Raw genomic sequence first — 16,800 nt, 5'->3', positions numbered from 1 at the left:
GTTTAAGCGATCGGACGGTCAACCGACCATCACGGTCCGCCCCGAACATCACAGTCCCAAGGCCGGGAACTCAATGTTCGGGCTCCGGTGCAGCGGGTCCAGGTTCGAACCGCAGCACGACCGAATTCATGCAGAACCGCTTTCCCGTGGGGGGGGGACCGTCGTCGAACACATGGCCCAAATGCCCTCCGCACCGGCCACAGAGCACCTCCGTGCGGACCATGCCGTGGCTCCTGTCCTCGGCATACAGCACGCTGCCCTCCCGTTCCGGTCGGAAGAAGCTGGGCCAGCCGCACCCGCTCGCGAACTTGCTGTCCGCCAGGAACAACGCGTTACCGCACGCGGCGCACCGATAGCGCCCACGGCCTTCATGGTCCCAATATGCTCCTGTGAACGCGCGTTCCGTTCCCTTCTCCCGGGCGATGTGATACACGTCGGGTTCCAGGACCGCACGCCACACACTGTCCGGCAGCTCCAGGCGTGCCGTATCCGTCTCGCTGTAATAGGGGTTGGACCTCATCACCATGGCGGCTTCCGTTGGCCGGGTGGGGGCCTGCCCGCAGGCCATCCAGGTGATCGACAGGGCGGCCACCGGGCCAGACCACCGCAACGCGGGTCGCATGGCCTTAGCCGATCACCTCGGCCTTTGGATACTTCTTGCGCCAGAACTCAAAGGTCTTCATGCTCTTCAGGTGCACGACGGTCCTTCCGTCGAGGCGCACTTTGATGGTCTTCCCGTCGGGGACGGGCTGGGTCAGGATCAGGGTCTTCTTGCGGGGCATGGCCTCGGAGTTCTGTTGCTGCGAGGGTACGAAGAATCGTGCCGGGATCGGACCCCTCCCTTACGAACGGTTGAAAGGCCGGCTGATCGGTATGTGGTCGCTGTTGGGTGTTGATCTGGCAGGATCTGGGATCGTTGTCTGACGATCTGGCAATTTTCCGCGTGGTGCCCATCATGCCCCGGTCGGGGCCGTCCGACCTTTCCACCTCGGTCACCCGTGGAAGGAAGGACCGCGAACATCCGTGGTTCGGCCCCCCTAAAGCCGATCGTCAGCTGTGTGTAACACTTCTCCCGATCGGCTTTCCGATCATGGTCGGGCGACAGGGTGTGCCCATCGCACAATCGGCACGGATCATGCGTTCTTCGAGCACCATGGAACGAGAGACCATCATCCAAAGGACCTTATTGGTGGACGCTTCGCCGCGCGCCATCTGGCATGTGTTGACCGAGCCGCAGTTGACCAAGCTCTATTTGGAGGGTTCCCAGGCCCGCAGTTCATGGAAACCCGGTTCCCCGGTGGTCTGGGTGGACAAGGTGGATGGTCAGGAACGGGTCCGGGCGAAAGGCACGGTGATGGCCTGTCAGGCCGACCGCCGTCTCCGGTACACCTGTTTCCTCACCGATAGCGACCTTCCTGACGAACCGGCCAGCTACACCACGGTGGACATTCTGCTCGAACCGGAGCGTGATGGTCGGACCCGGCTGGAGCTGTGGCATGGTGATTTTGCCGGCTTGCCGCAGGATGTGCGCAGGGCCCGGGAGGCTGGTCGTGAATGGGTGGAGGTCCTGGTCGGCATCAAGCGGGTGGCCGAGGAGCAGCAGGGCCAGATGGCAGCCTGAGGATGGGCCACGATCCGGACCGCGTGGTCCTCACCGTGGATGCGGTGATCACCGATCATGCCGGCCGCGTGCTCCTCATGGAACGCGGCACCGATCCCTTCCGCGGCACATGGGTCTTTCCCGGCGGACTTGTGGATCCGGGCGAGACCGTGGAACAGGCCTGCATCCGCGAGGTGCGCGAGGAACTTGGGTTGGAGGTGAAGCTCACCGGCCTGATCGGCATCTACTCGGAACCCGGTCGCGACCCGCGCGGGTCCTTCGTCAGCATCGCCTATCGTGCCGAGGTCGTTAGTGGCACACCCACCGTCACCTCCGAGGCCCGCGCGCATCGGTGGCTGGAGCCGGGTGAGGAGGTTCCCATGGGCTTCGACCACGCTCGCATCCTCGCCGACCACCGCGCTCAGATGCGCGCTTGGTAGGTGTACAACTCGTAGTACCGACCCTCCTTGGCGATGAGCTCGGTGTGCGTGCCGCGCTCGGCGATGCGTCCCTGCTCGATCACCAGGATCTCCGTGGCCTGGCGGATGGTGCTGAGGCGGTGCGCGATCACGAAGGTGGTGCGGTCCTTCACCAGTTCGTTCAGGCTCTTCTGGATCAGCGCTTCGCTCTCGGTGTCGAGGTTGCTCGTGGCCTCGTCGAGGATGAGGATCCTCGGATCGGCCAGCATGGCCCGCGCGATGGCCACCCGCTGCCGCTGACCACCGCTCAGCTTTACGCCGCGCTCACCGATCACCGTGTCCAGCCCCAGCTCCATGCGGTCGGTGAACTCGTTCACGTAGGCGCCCTTCACGGCCTTCATCAACTGCTCCTTGGTGGCGTCCGGGCGGGGGAAGAGGATGTTCTCCCGGATCGTGCCTTCGAAGAGGAAGTCGTCCTGCAGCACCACGCCCAGGTGCCTGCGGTAGCTGCTCAGGCGCACCTTGCTCAGGTCGTGGCCATCGATGGTGACGGTGCCGGCGGTGGGGGTGAGGTAGGTGGCCACCAAGCCCGCGATGGTGCTCTTGCCGCTGCCGCTTGTGCCCACCAGCGCGATCACGGAGCCCTTTGTGGCGGTGAAGTCGATGCCGTGCAGCACCTCCTTGCCTTCCGCGTAGGCGAAGCGCACATCGTGGAAGGCGATGTCGCCCTTCACCTCGCCCAGCACGATGGGCCGTTCCTCCGCGATGTCCTCGGGCTGCATGTTCATGATCTCCTCGGTGCGGTCCAGTCCGGCGAAGGCCTCGGTGAGCTGGCTGCCGATGTTGCTCATCTGCACGATGGGCGCGATCATGAAGCCCAGCAGCACGGTGAACTGCACGAACTCGCCGCTGGTGAGCTCACCGCCCACCATCTGGTAGGCCCCGATGCCCATGATGCCCGCGCTGGCCAGTCCGAGCAGCAGGGTGCTCATGCTGCTGATGAAGGAGGTGGCGGTGAGGCTGGTCTTCACGTTGTCGAAGAGCCGCTGCACGCCCTGCTCGAAGGTCTGGTTCTCCTGCTCCTCCGCGCCGAAGCCCTTGATCACGCGTACGCCGTTCAGCGATTCCGTGAGCCGGCCGGTCACCTCTGCGTTGATGACACCCCGTGTGCGGAAGATCGGTCGGATCCGGCCGAAGGCCTTCATGGCAATGAACGCGAAGAAGCCCACGGGCACCAAGGTGAAGAGGGTCATCCACGGACTGATGTAGATGAGCCAGACCAGCGAGATCAGCGCGGTGAGCGTGCCGCCGATCAGTTGCACCAGGCCCGTGCCCACCAGGTTGCGCACGCCTTCCACATCGCTCATGATCCGGCTCACGAGCGCGCCGCTCTTGGTGTTGTCGAAGAAGCTCGTGGGCAGCGAGAGGATCTTGCGCTGCACCTGTGTGCGCAGTTGGCTGATGAGCAATTGCGCCTCCACGCTCAGCAGTTGGGTGAGGGCATAGCTCGTCACGCTCTGCACGATGAGCGCGCCCACCACAGCGCCCAGCAGCACCCACAGCATCTGCAGGTCGCCCTGTCCCACCACATCGTCCAGCAGGTACTTGGTGCTACCCGGCAGCACCATGCCCGCCACGCGGCTCACCACGATCAGCAGGAGTCCCAGGAGCATGTGCTTTCGGCGCGGCCAGATGTACTGCCAGAATGCCGTGCGCCAGGTCACCTTGCGCTCCGCCTTGGGCAGTTCGCCGGCCTTCGCGCGGATGGTGGCTTTGGGGCCGTTGGGGGTGCGCTCGGCGCGGGACGTGGGCAGTTTTGTGGAGGTCGGGAGCATGGATGGGGCCGCTGTGGCCCAATACCGGGCCGTTCCAAGCCGTGCGACGGATCGTCAGGACAACGCCAGGTTGGCGACCTTCGCGCCCGCCTGTCCGCTCCAGTGCAACCGGCCCACGCCATGAAGATGCGCATCAACAAGCTGCTCGACCGTGCACTGATCCCCGACAACGGGGGCGAACTGCTGTTCTACCAGCGCGGCAATGAGTACGCCATCGAGGTGGTCGGCATCCGGGGCGAACTGATGTCCACGGCCATGCATGGCTCGGAGGACGCCCTCGCGGAGCTCGCGTTGAAGCGCCTGAGGTCGCCGCAGGAGGCGTACGTGGTGATCGGTGGGCTGGGCATGGGCTTCACGCTCGCTGCCGTGCTGCGGATCGTGGGCGATAAGGGCAAGGTGATCGTGGCGGAGCTGGTGCCCGAGGTGGTCAAATGGAACCAGGGGCCGATGGGCGAGCGCGCCGGCAACCCACTGAAGGATCCGCGCACCATCGTGCACCAGGGCGACGTGCTGGAGCTGATCCGCGCCGGGAACGGGAGTTACGATGCGATCCTGCTCGACACGGACAACGGACCGGAAGGGCTTACCCAGGTGAAGAACAACCGGCTGTACTCGCATCGCGGGTTGCAGTCCGCTTATAAGGCGCTGCGGCCCGGCGGTGTGCTCGCCGTGTGGTCCACCGATCAGCACGATCCCTTCACGCGTCGCCTGGAGCTGGCCGGTTTCCGGGTGAAGGAGGAGAAGGTCTTCGCGCACCGCAACAAGGGCACGAAGCACCACCTTTGGTTCGCCACGCGGCCGTAAGGCTCAGTGCCTGAACCGCACGAAGAGCCTTCCGAAGTTGTCCCGGTCCTTGTCGATGCGATGGTAGGTCCTCTTCACCTCCGGTAGCTGCAGGAAGCGCAGTACCTTCTTCTTCAGCTGCCCGCTTCCCTTGCCTGGGATGATCTCCAGCATGTCGATGCGGCGGTCGATGCAGAAGTCCATGGCCTCGCGCAGCGCCCGGTCGATCTGGTCGCCCTTGTTGAAGATGTCGTGGAGGTCGAGCTTGTGCTTGCTCATGGTCGCGCGAAGTAGCTCTGGTACCACTCCTTCTCCCAGTGGTCGCGCTCATTGTTGACCGTGTGCGTGCCGTCGAGCAGGTCGCGCAGCATGCGCAGTGAGCGGTCGTCGCGCTGCGAGATCACCGGGATGCCCGCACGGATCAAGGCCGCCGCCGCCACACCGGGACCCTGCTGGTACACCTTGTCCGCCGCGAAGCGCGAGCCCAGGTAGGTCACCGTGCTGCCGCAGGCGCCGCTCATGTCCATCAGGATCGCCACGTCCACGCGCTCACGCAGGGCCCGGTCGCGCATTTCGAAGGCGGCCTTCACCATGCCCTCGGTCCAGTCGGTACCGTCCTCCGCCAATGAGCGCGCCTTGCCGTCCAGCACATCGAAGCCGTTGCCGCCGTGGCTGTCAGGCGTCATGCGCGGTGTGCCGAAGGAGAAGTCCTCGGGGCAGAACTTCACCAGCCGCACCTCGGGCCGCACCAGCCACGAGCGCAGGGGTGTATGATCGCCGTTGGTGCTGCCGTCCACCCCGCAGCCGATACCGCCCAGACAGGCGCTCATCATCACCACCAAGGGGTGATCCGCCGTGGGGCGCGGGCGCTGAAAGAAGGCAGGGTCGGGGAGGTGGGCGGGGCGCTGCATGGTCATTTCAACAACTGCGCTTCTTTCCACGCCGCATACCGTTCGTCCAATACCGGCGCGATACGGTCATAGGTCTCCCAAGTGTCCGCTGCACTGTAGAAGTTGCTTCGGGGCTTCAGCACATGAGCGCGGTAGTCGGCCTTGTAGCCCTTGTCGGTGTAGTAGCTGCGGGTAAAGTCCAAGCCTTCATCGGTGAGTTCCTCGGGACCGAACCATCCTCCGTACACCGCGCCGAAGAACGCTCCAGGTGTCAATTGCCGTTGACGTGCAAGGGCCAGTCGTTGGGCATCGGTCTCATCGGTCGGTGGGTCAAGGAAGCCACGTGCGTCCAGCCACATGAGATACATCCCCGTATGGGTCCAGGTGTCCTTTTCTTTCACCTTCACATCGTCCCATTCGTGGAAGTCCGGGTCCTCGAAGAAGTCGGGGCCTTCGTTCTCTGGTGGTCTGTAGCCCTTCTGCCACCAGTCCGGCACTTCCACTTCCACGAAGCCTTGTGCGTAATAATACGCCCGCCTCTCGGCGATGGCCTCCAAGGCTTGGGCGACATTAGCGCTTCCTGAGCAACCCACGCGCCCATATCGTTTCGGGGTCCCCCAGCAGCTCTCAATGAACTTTCCGTCCTCCAGGCGGAACAGGTGGTATGCCACCTTGCCATCCACACGTCCTTCCAGGCAATAGGCGTGTGTGATGCCCGATAACGCCCTCCGTTTGCGGTACTCGCTCAACCAGCTGATGAGCCCCATGATGCGAAGGTCGTGATCGGAACGTGCGGTTCAAGTCCTTTCCCGGGCTTAGATCCTGGTCAAGTGCATCCGCCCGATCATCTCCACCTGCTTCCCTTCCACCTCCGCCTTCTTCGCAAAGGTCTTCCACTTCTTCACGCCCGCCTTCACCTCGTCAATGATCGCAGCGGCCTTCTTGATGTTCATCGCCTTGGCCACTGCTAGCAGGTCGTCGCGGGTGATGTCCGTGCGCTTGCCGTTCACGCTCATCTGGTGTTGCCGCAGCCACAGGCTTTCCGGGTGGTAGGCATAGGTCATGTCGTACGCCGGGGCCAGGTGCCACGCGCCTTGCGGGTCCATCAGGAAGCTGATGTTCTTTGTGTGGTCGTCGCAGTTCATGGCCACCACGTTGAAGCACATCCGGCGGAAGAGCTCCACGGCGGCGGGGTAGGGCAGGCCCAGCACACGCATCACCTGGAAAGCCTGCTCGTAGCTGTGCACCAGCGGCTGGTTGTAGTCCATGTGCGCGATGCCGCAGAGCGTGGCCATGTGCAGCTTGTGTACCGTGCCCTCCGTGTCGCGCACGCGGTCGAAGCGCTGGGTGAGAAAGTGCGCGCGCCCGTGCTCCTCCAGCAGGCGGCAGGGCATCATCTCCACGCCGCACGCCCGCACCATCAGGTAGTAGGCGTACTCAATGCGGCCGTAGCCCTTGGGGTCGCCGAGCTTCTCGTTCGTCACGCCGTCGAACTTGATCAGGCAGTAGGTAAAGCCGGGCAGACCGTCCACCTGGCCGCTGCGCACTTCGCCCGTATCCGCGTTGAAGGCCACGATCGCCTTGGCGCGGGCACCGCCGGCCGAGGTGCCCACCTGCAGGATGTCCATCAGGGCCTCCTCGCGGCCCTTATTCTTGTGGTTCGTGCGGAAGGCGGCACGCTCGTACAGCACGCTGTTCGCCACGCGCACCAGGTCTTCCACCTGCAGGGCCTCACTGCTGGCCTCCCAGTCGTTGTGGGCCGGCTCGAACTCCAGCGCACCCATGCCGCGGCGACCGGTGTAGCACAGGCGCTCCACGGGGTTGGCGCTGCCGGGCGTGCGCTGCTGGGTGGCCAGCCACGCGTTCAGGATCTGCTCCCCGAAGCGGTCGGGCAGGCTGTCGGCCAGCAGCCCTGGCAGCCCGCGGAAGGTCTCGTCGCGCACATCGCCGAAGCTGAAGACCTCATCGCCACCGCGCGCCTTCGCCAAAGGCATCATGATGGGAGCCACGTCCAGCCCGCTGCGCGTAAAGGCGCGATCGTACTGGAAGGTGGCCCGTTGCAGTTGGTCGTCCCACACCACCAGGCCCACCACCTGGCCCCAGAGGAGCACACGTGCATGCGTTACCATGTGCTCTTGGGTTTGGGCGGTAGGATGGTGGCCTTCTTGCGGCTGGCGCGCTTTCGTTGCTGCTTCAGGTACTTCTCCTGCGCCTCCACCAGCATGTAGGGCGTGGGCTGCGGCTCCTGGTGGAAGGCATCGAGCAGCTCCAGCCGCCCGATGGCGCGCAGCACCTGCACCACGGTGAGCAGGGTGGCGGCCCTGCCGGCTTCCAGCTTCACCACGGTGGTGCGGTCCAGACCGGCGCGCGTGGCCACCTCGGCTTGGCTCAGGTTGCGCTCCAGCCGCATGCGCCGCAGCTCCGCGCCCAGCCTTTCCACTGCTTGGGTGTCGCTCAGGGCTTGCCAGTTGATGTTGCTCGTAGCCATCGTAAAGGTGGGTTCAGTTCACTAACGCAGCTTTCCCGCCACAAGTATACGCATTCCCTTCGGTTCTGTTACATCCAAAAGATGCCTAAGAGCATCATAGAGACAATAAGATGATAACAATGGAGTCTTTAAGCAACACATATGATTAGATGATAGGGTGATCAGATGATCAGAAGATGGAATGCCGGGGCGGGGGCATTGTCTGATCATCTGATCCGCTCATTCTCTGATCGGTTGCGGGGCGTTCCGGCTCGTCCCTTCGCTTCGCAGAGCCTTCGCTCGGGATGTCGCCGTCGGGCCAGTAGTTTACCCCGGCCCATGAGCCGGGGCTGCAAGTCCTCGCTCGTTCCTCGCTGTGGGCTTTCCGCTGCTGCTCTACACTTGGACGCTTGGAAGATGAAGCATCTTCGAAGTGAACAATTCCTCCGAAGGAGGCTGAGCAGGATCACAGGTGAACCAGTCCGCTGCGAAGGTGTGATGACCTATAGCGATTATCGGTACCTGCGGTCCCTCAGGTCTGAGGCTTGGATAGAATGTGAGGCTCACGGCCTACTAGAGTTGTCAAGTTCAGGACCCGATGCTCAGCGCTCCCCCCAGGGGATCGTGTGTCACCCAAAAGTAAACGAACATGAAGCACTGGATCGGGATCGACGTGAGCAAGGCGACCTTGGATGTGGCCTTGTTGGATGAACGCGGGACACTGGCCGCAGAGATCAAGGTGGAGAACACCACCAGGAGCGTGAAGGCGCTACTGCGCCGATGGACCAAGGAGTTCACACTGGTCAAAGGAGAATACCTGGTGTGCCTGGAGCCCACGGGCTACTACGGCCATGCGCTGCTGGAAGTGTTGGTGGAATTGGAGATCCCCACCTGGCTTGCTCATCCCAACGACATCAAGCAGAGCATTGGCATGACCCGGGGGAAGAGCGACCGGGTAGATGCGCTCAGGATCGCCGACTACGCCCGTCGCTTCCAGGACAAGTCACGGTTGTTCACGGCTGACCAGCTGAAGATGAACAAGCTCAAGCAGCTCTTGAGCAAGCGCCAGAACTACGTGATGCGCAAGACCATGCACCAGCGGCAGATCAAGGACATGAACAAGCTCATGGACAAAGACCTGCGCGGGCCGTTCACCCGGTTCGACAAGGCACAGATCAAAGCGCTGGACAAGGTGATCAAGGAACTGGAAGGCATGATCGAAGACACCATCAACGCGGAGCCCGAGTTGAGCAAGCGCTTCGAGCTGCTGAGGTCTGTGGAAGGCGTTGGGCTCATCCTGGGCTCACATCTGCTGGCCCTCACCGACGGCTTCACGCGGTTCACCTCACCGCGACAGCTAGCTTGCCATGCCGGATGCGCACCCTTCGAGAACAGGTCGGGCACCAGCATCAGAGGGCGCACCCGCGTATCGCACAATGCCAACCACACGCTCAAGGCCCTGCTGCATGTCTCGGTGGTCGGGCTCATCCGGTTCCCCGGTGAGTTCCGCGCTTACTATGACCGCAAAGTGGCTGAGGGCAAACACAAGATGCTCGTCTTCAACGCCATGCGCAACAAGCTCATCCACCGTGTCTGTGCAGTGATCCGGAAGGGAGTACCCTACGAGATACGAACACCCCTTGCAAACGTCATAGAATAATCCCTAACGCGAAATGCGAAAGCCTACAACGCAAACGATCACGGCCGGGACCATGGACCTGCCGAAGATCCGGCCTGATGCCTGCGACCCCGCCGTCCGGCGGGTCGTGGTGGAATCGGACGATCTTGGTCTAATTGCTGCGACCCCTCCGGGGTCGGGAGCGCATCACCGGAGACCTAAGTGGTCTTGACCCCGGAGGGGTCACAGCCATTAGCACTCGGCCCAGCCAAACAGGCATTCGACCCTGAAGGGGTCGCAGGAATTACTGGACCACAGCGTGCTTCGGAAGGCATTCACGCAGTGATAGTCCGCTCTTGCAAGGACATGGATCATTCCAGTTCATGGCTCTTTCAACGACCATGAAGTCGGGTTCGCCCGATGAGCTGGGCGGAGTGCCCGTCCTGGTCGCGTCGTACAATTCGTGGGCTTTCTTGCGGTGGTATTCAATGTCATTCGCCCTAGGGTCATGAAAACCAGGGTTTGGCCACTGGAAGTACTTAGCCCATAGCTGATAGGTCAACAAGGAAGGGATCTGCGGCGGCTCCTTCAATACTCTGCTTTTGTGCTTCTCTTCACTTAGCGTCTCACAATACTCGATGATTGCCTTCAGGTCCTTTTGGAGAGCATCGCCAGTAACGAAATCCTGCTCGGCGGTGATGAAGAATGGAGCGAGCTTCTTGTGGAAGCCATCGTTCGATGTGAAGACCCGACAAAAGGGGAGGTAGTACAGGTACTCAAGATCGATACCATCCGTCTTCCTTCCGATACCATCAATGTCATGAGTGAGCGCGAGAAGGAAGAACAGCCGAACTCGACAACAGTGATAGACGTACGGCGCATAGTGCTCAAATGAAGCTGGGCTTTCCTGCTGCCAACGCGAATAGGCTTTGGTCGCGCTCTCTGCCGAAACGGCGAACTCTGCTAGCGCGAACTGAAGCAGATGCTCTTGGTTGGCTGATGATTGGAGCAGCCGATCCGTGTGCTCTCGGATGCCGTCAAGATCGCCAATGCGTTGCTCAAGATCCAGTTTATCCTTGAGCGCGGTCTTGAGGTTCTGCAGCACATCCGGGTTCCTGGTCGTCTTTCTCCAAAGTTCTGCGGTCAGCGCTTCAATGTCCGTGAACTCCCGTTCTCTCCAGCGACGCAATGCCTCCTCCTCGGCCGACGGCCCTATGCGCATACCCAAACCTCCAGAAGCAGACCGCACATACATTCCATTCCCGACCTGTGGCCGAAAGTCGGCAGCGACAGGATGACCAAGGAGCTCGCCTTCGATGAGCGAACGGTAGTCTACATTAATGGCGATCTGGTGGGGGAGGAGCTTCCGGGCAAATGCGGAAACCTTATCGGCTGGCGTACCTCGTTCGACCTCTTTGCTCAGGTCGCCAAGTACCTCGGTAACCAGAGTAGGGGTTACGTTCGGGTTGTAGTACCTGTGAAGCACCAGCATCTGCTCCATGTGGAGCATCTGAAATGTAGACTTGTCCAGAAGCAGGCTGAGCGGCATAACGGTAGAGGGCCTGGCTGAAGGCCAAGCCTCAGGTCCGTAAAGTTCGCACTGCCCAGAGTGTTCCCATCACGAGCAGCCGTAACGGATAGACCAGCACGAGCAGCACGATCGCAACCCATTTCACCACTATCCATTGCTTTGTCTCGTTCCAAATACTCGCGCGTGCGATATTCTTATCATCGCGGAGCTGATTAACGACTACTCTCTGCCTCGCAGCAGCCTCTAGAGCTTCTTGGCTCGGGGGGACGGCCTGATTCTGGAGCGTGTACAGCAGTTCGTCAAAGTTGCATCGTAGGACGCGGCGTTGCTTCAGGTAGTCAAAACCATCCCGCAGTTCAGCATACGGGATGGTGTCGCACAGCAAGCCCCTGACAGCATGAAGGAGACTTGGTGCAATGGTCGTATCGGAACGGGCTTTCGTGAGGCACTTGGTCATCTCATCCTTAGGCACGCCTCTTTCTTGAAGCGCCTCGATCCAGCTTATAGAGGCCCCGTCTGTCTTTGAGGAAGTGTACACCTCCTCAGCATCTAAGGGCGGCTTCCATGACATTTCATGTCCTGCACTTGCATTTCTCAGTTCGTGCTCGATTCCGATTAGGTCTGCGCCAGACAATCCGCAAGTCGCTTCTAATTGCCCAATTCGATCGGCAGTCAGGTACCCTTGGGCATTGAGTGATTTTGCAATGCACACCAAGAAACGCCTGTTGATATTCGGATAATGCCTTTGCATAACTGCCTCAATATCACCTTTGGTCATGGTTTCGGGGAATTCTATGACGCTTCCATCCGGCGCCTCAACCTCGATGAATTTCGGGGTCTTGACTGCATGGCCGCCGAACTCTTCAAATGGATCGTCCTCAACACCCGTGAATGGCTTGTTCTGATCATCTTGAGGTTTAGCTCCTTGGGTGGCGAAAGGGTCGCCTTCCACTTTTCTTAGGATGGGACCGCCGTGAATGCCTGAAAAGAATGGGTCCATGGTCCAGAAGGGGGATACGAGGAATACATCGTAGTTCTTGCGCACGAAGTCGGGTTCGAACAAATCCAAGAAGTCGAGATGCCTCGGTACCGAAAGTTGACTCAATGAGTCTAGGATAGTGGCCTGTTCCGACTGCTCTCGCCCGAGACTATCAGCACGATGTTGAAACCAAGAGTCCCGTATCCATCCGAACACGGCGACAAGCAGAACCACAATCAAGCATCCGACGAGCAGCAGGAACTCTTTGGCAATGATGCGTTTCATGTGTGTCGAATGTAGCTCCATCAGTATAAGCCAAGGCGATAGCGCCTCTTGATCTTGGCGTTGTAATAGGTCCCGAACGATGAGGCTTCCTTGAACCCATGCCACACTTTAAGCGGCACGTCAACGTGGATGTACTCGCGATCATCGGTGCGGAGAATGAAGAATCCGGAAGCGCCATTGCAACTGTAGAACTCGGCACCTCGGACCCAAGAGCTTTCGTCCGTGTTCTGTTCCTCTGCAATGCGAAAGGATGCTGACCGGATGCGATTCATCGCCTCAGTGTATGAAGCGAATGACGTTGGGAGATCAGCACAACTGTTTCCGACAGATGTGTTGGCCTCATCAACAGGACCGCTTTTCACTTCGCTGGACGACGCGCTATCGCTGCTGCACCCGGAGAACAGGACAGCAGCTCCAAGAAGAAACACGATAGGTGAACGGGAACCCCGCGTGAGCGATTGGAGCGGCACCCCGCAGCGCCGAAGGAGCGAGGAGTACAGCGGAAAGCGCGACGGGAGCCCCGGCCTGTGAGCCGGGGGAACCGGCACGCCCAAATCATCAAAGGCACGCATCATCACCGTGCCATCAATATCGCAATGATCCCCTTCGCCGCCACCGGGATCTTCGTCCCCGGCCCATACACATCAAAGCAGCCGGCCTGCTTCAGGAACTCGAAGTCGTTCGGTGGGATCACACCACCGGCCACCACCAGGATGTCGGGGCGCTTGTAGGTCTCGCGTAGCTCCTTGATCACCTCGGGTACCAGGGTCTTGTGGCCGCCGGCGAGGCTGCTGATGCCCAACACGTGCACATCGTTCTCGATGGCCTGCTTGGCCACTTCCTGCGGGGTCTGGAACAGCGGACCGATGTCCACATCGAAGCCGATGTCGGCGAAGCTGGTGGCGATCACCTTGGCGCCGCGGTCGTGCCCGTCCTGGCCCATCTTGGCGACGAGGATGCGGGGGCGGCGGCCTTCGTGCTTGGCGAATTCATCGGCGAGGCGCATGGCCTCCTTCATCTCGGGGTCCTGCATGCTTTCGGCTGAGTAAACACCGCTGATGCTGCGGATCACCGCGCTGTAGCGGCCGTAGGCTTTTTCGAGGGCGTCGCTTATTTCTCCGAGGGTTGCTCTGTGCCGGGCGGCGATGACGGCTAGCTCTAGAAGGTTGTCTTGGTGAATGGTATTTGGCGACTGGTGACTGCGGCGCTCACCATTCGCCAATGACCATTCGCCATTCGCCTTTGCGGCCTGCGTCAGTGCGCTAAGTGCTTCGGCAACGGCGACCTCGTTCCGTGCCGCCTTCATCGCATTGAGCCGTGCGATCTGCTGCTCCCGCACTTTCGCGTTGTCCACTTCGAGGAGTTCGATGGTGGTCTCTTCCTCCACCGGGAACGCGTTCACGCCGATGATGCGGTCCTTGCCGGTGTCGATGCGGGCCTGGCGTTTCGCGGCGGCTTCTTCGATGCGCATCTTCGGCAGACCGGTCTCGATGGCCTTGCTCATGCCGCCGAGCTCCTCCACTTCCTTGATGCGCGCCCAGGCCTTGTGCACCAGCTCGTGCGTGAGGCACTCCACGTAGTAACTGCCGCCGAGCGGATCGATCCACTTCGTGATGCCAGCGTTCTTCTGCAGGTAGAGCTGCGTGTCGCGGGCGATCTTGGCGCTGAAGTCGGTGGGCAGTGCGATGGCCTCGTCCAGCGAGTTGGTGTGCAACGATTGCGTGCCGCCGAGCACCGCCGCGAGCGCTTCCACCGTGGTGCGCGCCACGTTGTTGAAGGGGTCCTGCGCCGTAAGGCTCCAGCCGCTGGTCTGGCAGTGCGTGCGCAGCGCGAGGCTCTTCGGACTGGTGGCGCCGATCTCCTTCAGCAGCTTGGCCCATAGCAGACGGCCCGCGCGCATCTTGGCCACCTCCATGAACAGGTCCATGCCGATGCCCCAGAAGAAGCTGAGGCGACCAGCGAACTCGTCCACCTGCATGCCGGCCGCCATGCCCGTGCGCACGTACTCGATGCCGTCGGCCAGCGTGTAGGCCAGTTCCAGGTCGGCAGGCGCACCGGCCTCGTGCATGTGGTAGCCGCTGATGCTGATGCTGTTGAACTTGGGCATCTTCTTCGCGCAATAGCTGAAGATGTCGCCCACGATGCGCATGCTGGGCCCCGGCGGGTAGATGTAGGTATTGCGCACCATGAACTCCTTGAGGATGTCGTTCTGGATGGTGCCCTGCAACTGCTCGGGTGGTACGCCCTGTTCCTCTGCCGCCACGATGAAGAAGGCCATGATGGGCAGCACGGCGCCGTTCATGGTCATGCTCACGCTCATCTTGTCCAGCGGGATGTTGTCGAACAGGATCTTCATGTCCTCCACGCTGCTGATGGCCACGCCGGCCTTGCCCACATCGCCCTTCACGCGCGGGTGGTCGCTGTCGTAGCCGCGGTGCGTGGCGAGGTCGAAAGCGACGCTGAGACCCATTTGACCTGCGGCGAGGTTGCGGCGGTAGAAGGCGTTGCTCTCCTCGGCCGTGCTGAATCCCGCGTACTGCCGGATGGTCCACGGACGGATGGCGTACATGCTGCCGTAGGGTCCGCGCAGGTAGGGTGGGATGCCGGCGGCGTAATGCAGGTGCTCGAGCTGCGCGGCATCGACGGGCCTGTAGAAGGACTTAAGGGGGATTTCTTCTCTGTTGGGAATGCCGGTTGTCAGTTGTTGGTTGTCCGTTGTCCGGCTGGGTGGGGCGCTGGCAGCTGACAACTGACAACCGACAACCATCTTTTCCACCAACACATCCGTCAGCTTATCCACCGAATAGCTCCCGCCAGTGGGATCGGCCACGCGGCCCAGGAAGCTCTCGTCGCGCAGCAGGTTGTGGATGTTGCGGACCACGCGGCGGGCGAGCGCATCACCTTCGGGCAGGGCAGGAGTGGGAATGGTGAGGCCATCGCAGCCGCCGGTGATCGCGGACACCGCCTGCAGCGTGGCGCGGATCAGGTTCTCGTGCGCGGACTTCGTCTCGGCAGGGTAGCAGACGACGGCCTGGACCCAAGTGTTGTGCGAGCAGTCGTGCTCCGGCTTGAATGCATCCACCACGGCGGCCCAGGCCTCGCGGAAGGCGCGCATGCGTGCAACTTCCAGGAACAGATCATCCCCGAGGTGGAGGCGGAACTGGAGACGGGCACAGGCGTCATCGATGGCGAAGCCTTGGTCCAGCAGGCGTTGCAGCAGCATCCGGCCTTGCTCTAGAGCTTCATGCGTGTTCCGCGAAGCGCCATCGCTCACGCTGAACAGGCGGATGCGCGGGTGCTGCGCGATGCGGTCCTTCAGGTCGCGCACGTCGGCATCATGGGGAAGGCCCAGGCAGAGGCTGAGGTCGGTGGGGGCCACCTGCTGTTCCGCGGCGCGCTTCAGCAGCAGGCCCAGGGTGCCGTGCTCGCCATCCACCTGCAGGTCGATGCCCCCGAGCAGCACGTCGTTCAGTACCGGCGACAGGTCGGGCATGCGGCCGTAGACCTCGACGGCATCGGCACCGCCCATGAGGCCCTCGAGCAGCTTGTCGTTGGCATCGGCATCGCTGGCGTCCACGCCGATGGTGGCCCGCCAGGGGTTGCCCTCGCGCTTCACGCCGCGGCGGCGGCTTCCGCCGGCACCAGCTTCCCCGGCCATGTGGAAAGGGGGGAGCGTCTCGCCCTCCACTTGCACGAACAAGGAGGCGATCTCCTTGTCCTTGAGCTCCTTCTTGATCACGGCCTCCCATTGCGCACGCGTGGCGGGGGGGAAGGCCTCGAACAGCTTCGTGGTTGCCATCGGGGCGAAGTTCGGCACGCCGTGGTGCACTTCGGAGCAGCCGTTCCAAGCCGGTGCTGGCGAGCAACAGCGCGTGCGGCACGCGCCGTACCTTGCCCCCACAAACAATGCTCATGCAGATCGGCAAGCACTCCGTGGTCACTTTCCATTATACCCTGAACGACCCGGACGGCGTGCTGCTGGACACCAGCGCCGGACGCGATGCGTTCGCCTACCTGCATGGTGCGGGGAACATCGTACCGGGCCTGGAGGAGCGGATGGAGGGGCGCGTGAAGGGCGATACGATGGAAGTGGTCGTGGAGCCGGGGAAGGGCTACGGTGAGCTGGATCACTCCCTGCTGCAGCGCGTGCCCATGGACCGCTTCGGCGATCAGACGGTGGAGGAGGGCATGCAGTTCCAGACCCCGGACAACCGGGTATGGAGCGTGGTGGAGGTGAAGGACGGGGAGGTGGTCCTGAACGGCAATCATCCCCTGGCAGGAGTGACACTGCACTTCAAGGTGGAGATCACCGATGTACGTGAGGCCACGGCCGATGAGATCGCGCATGGTCATGTGCACGGGCCCGGTGGGCATCATCACTGAGCGGAACGGA

Annotated in this window: 17 protein-coding genes; 5 read left to right on the top strand and 12 right to left on the bottom strand. The window is 61.8% G+C overall.

Features of this window, described 5'->3' with window-relative positions; translation table 11 throughout:
- Positions 1–70 precede the first annotated feature (70 nt).
- Positions 71–568 (bottom strand): peptide-methionine (R)-S-oxide reductase MsrB, encoded by a 498-nt coding sequence (gene msrB / locus IPM49_05715; protein MBK9274025.1) that lies wholly within the window; start codon positions 566–568, stop codon positions 71–73.
- Between the two features lie 58 nt (positions 569–626).
- Positions 627–782, bottom strand: coding sequence for a hypothetical protein (locus IPM49_05710; protein MBK9274024.1), 156 nt, complete (start codon positions 780–782; stop codon positions 627–629).
- A gap of 107 nt (positions 783–889) precedes the next feature.
- Here IPM49_05710 and IPM49_05705 point away from each other — a divergent pair, with 107 nt between their 5' ends.
- Both IPM49_05705 and IPM49_05700 read left to right on the top strand, forming a co-directional pair.
- Complete coding sequence (locus IPM49_05705; protein MBK9274023.1) at positions 890–1,621, top strand: SRPBCC domain-containing protein; 732 nt, start codon at positions 890–892, stop codon at positions 1,619–1,621.
- Positions 1,622–1,623: 2 nt separating this feature from the next.
- Complete coding sequence (locus IPM49_05700; protein MBK9274022.1) at positions 1,624–2,040, top strand: NUDIX hydrolase; 417 nt, start codon at positions 1,624–1,626, stop codon at positions 2,038–2,040.
- On the opposite strand, the gene IPM49_05695 is transcribed toward IPM49_05700, so the two are convergent.
- Entirely contained in the window at positions 2,022–3,854 is a 1,833-nt protein-coding gene (locus IPM49_05695) for an ABC transporter ATP-binding protein (GenBank protein MBK9274021.1), read from the bottom strand. The genes IPM49_05700 and IPM49_05695 overlap by 19 nt on opposite strands.
- A gap of 126 nt (positions 3,855–3,980) precedes the next feature.
- Between IPM49_05695 and IPM49_05690 the strand changes: the two genes are divergently transcribed.
- Positions 3,981–4,658 (top strand): hypothetical protein, encoded by a 678-nt coding sequence (locus IPM49_05690; GenBank protein MBK9274020.1) that lies wholly within the window; start codon positions 3,981–3,983, stop codon positions 4,656–4,658.
- Between the two features lie 3 nt (positions 4,659–4,661).
- On the opposite strand, the gene IPM49_05685 is transcribed toward IPM49_05690, so the two are convergent.
- The 5 genes from IPM49_05685 to IPM49_05665 are packed head-to-tail and all read right to left on the bottom strand — an operon-like array spanning position 4,662 to position 8,015.
- Entirely contained in the window at positions 4,662–4,916 is a 255-nt protein-coding gene (locus tag IPM49_05685) for a Smr/MutS family protein (GenBank protein ID MBK9274019.1), read from the bottom strand.
- Positions 4,913–5,548: a DUF523 domain-containing protein gene (locus IPM49_05680; protein ID MBK9274018.1), complete on the bottom strand. Its 636-nt coding sequence runs from the start codon at positions 5,546–5,548 to the stop codon at positions 4,913–4,915. Before IPM49_05680 ends, IPM49_05685 begins: the two co-directional genes overlap by 4 nt.
- Before the next feature lie 2 nt (positions 5,549–5,550).
- Positions 5,551–6,294 carry a hypothetical protein gene (locus IPM49_05675; protein MBK9274017.1) on the bottom strand — a complete coding sequence of 248 codons (744 nt, stop codon included), beginning with the start codon at positions 6,292–6,294 and terminating at the stop codon, positions 5,551–5,553.
- Between the two features lie 48 nt (positions 6,295–6,342).
- Complete coding sequence (locus IPM49_05670; protein ID MBK9274016.1) at positions 6,343–7,656, bottom strand: type II toxin-antitoxin system HipA family toxin; 1,314 nt, start codon at positions 7,654–7,656, stop codon at positions 6,343–6,345.
- A complete protein-coding gene (locus IPM49_05665) occupies positions 7,650–8,015 on the bottom strand; it encodes a helix-turn-helix transcriptional regulator (protein MBK9274015.1) in 366 nt (121 codons plus the stop codon). Before IPM49_05665 ends, IPM49_05670 begins: the two co-directional genes overlap by 7 nt.
- Positions 8,016–8,643: 628 nt before the next feature.
- On the opposite strand from IPM49_05665, the gene IPM49_05660 reads away from it, so the two are divergent.
- Entirely contained in the window at positions 8,644–9,654 is a 1,011-nt protein-coding gene (locus IPM49_05660; GenBank protein MBK9274014.1) for an IS110 family transposase, read from the top strand.
- A gap of 262 nt (positions 9,655–9,916) precedes the next feature.
- Here the strand turns inward: IPM49_05660 and IPM49_05655 are convergent, their stop codons facing one another.
- From IPM49_05655 to scpA, 4 genes are all read right to left on the bottom strand, one after another.
- The gene (locus tag IPM49_05655) at positions 9,917–11,113 is read right to left on the bottom strand and encodes a hypothetical protein (GenBank protein ID MBK9274013.1); all 1,197 of its coding nucleotides are present in this window, start codon (positions 11,111–11,113) and stop codon (positions 9,917–9,919) included.
- A gap of 79 nt (positions 11,114–11,192) precedes the next feature.
- The gene (locus IPM49_05650; protein MBK9274012.1) at positions 11,193–12,407 is read right to left on the bottom strand and encodes a hypothetical protein; all 1,215 of its coding nucleotides are present in this window, start codon (positions 12,405–12,407) and stop codon (positions 11,193–11,195) included.
- Positions 12,408–12,427: 20 nt separating this feature from the next.
- Positions 12,428–12,679: a KTSC domain-containing protein gene (locus IPM49_05645; protein ID MBK9274011.1), complete on the bottom strand. Its 252-nt coding sequence runs from the start codon at positions 12,677–12,679 to the stop codon at positions 12,428–12,430.
- A 302-nt stretch (positions 12,680–12,981) separates the two neighbouring features.
- Positions 12,982–16,206 (bottom strand): methylmalonyl-CoA mutase, encoded by a 3,225-nt coding sequence (gene scpA, locus IPM49_05640; protein MBK9274010.1) that lies wholly within the window; start codon positions 16,204–16,206, stop codon positions 12,982–12,984.
- Between the two features lie 113 nt (positions 16,207–16,319).
- On the opposite strand from scpA, the gene IPM49_05635 reads away from it, so the two are divergent.
- Positions 16,320–16,790, top strand: a complete 471-nt coding sequence (locus IPM49_05635; GenBank protein MBK9274009.1) for a peptidylprolyl isomerase — start codon at positions 16,320–16,322, stop codon at positions 16,788–16,790.
- The last annotated feature ends 10 nt before the right edge of the window (positions 16,791–16,800 follow it).

This window comes from Flavobacteriales bacterium (assembly GCA_016715895.1).
In the GTDB taxonomy this organism is placed as follows: Bacteria; Bacteroidota; Bacteroidia; order Flavobacteriales_F; family PHOS-HE28; genus PHOS-HE28.
This window is presented reverse-complemented; position numbering and strand designations above follow the sequence as displayed.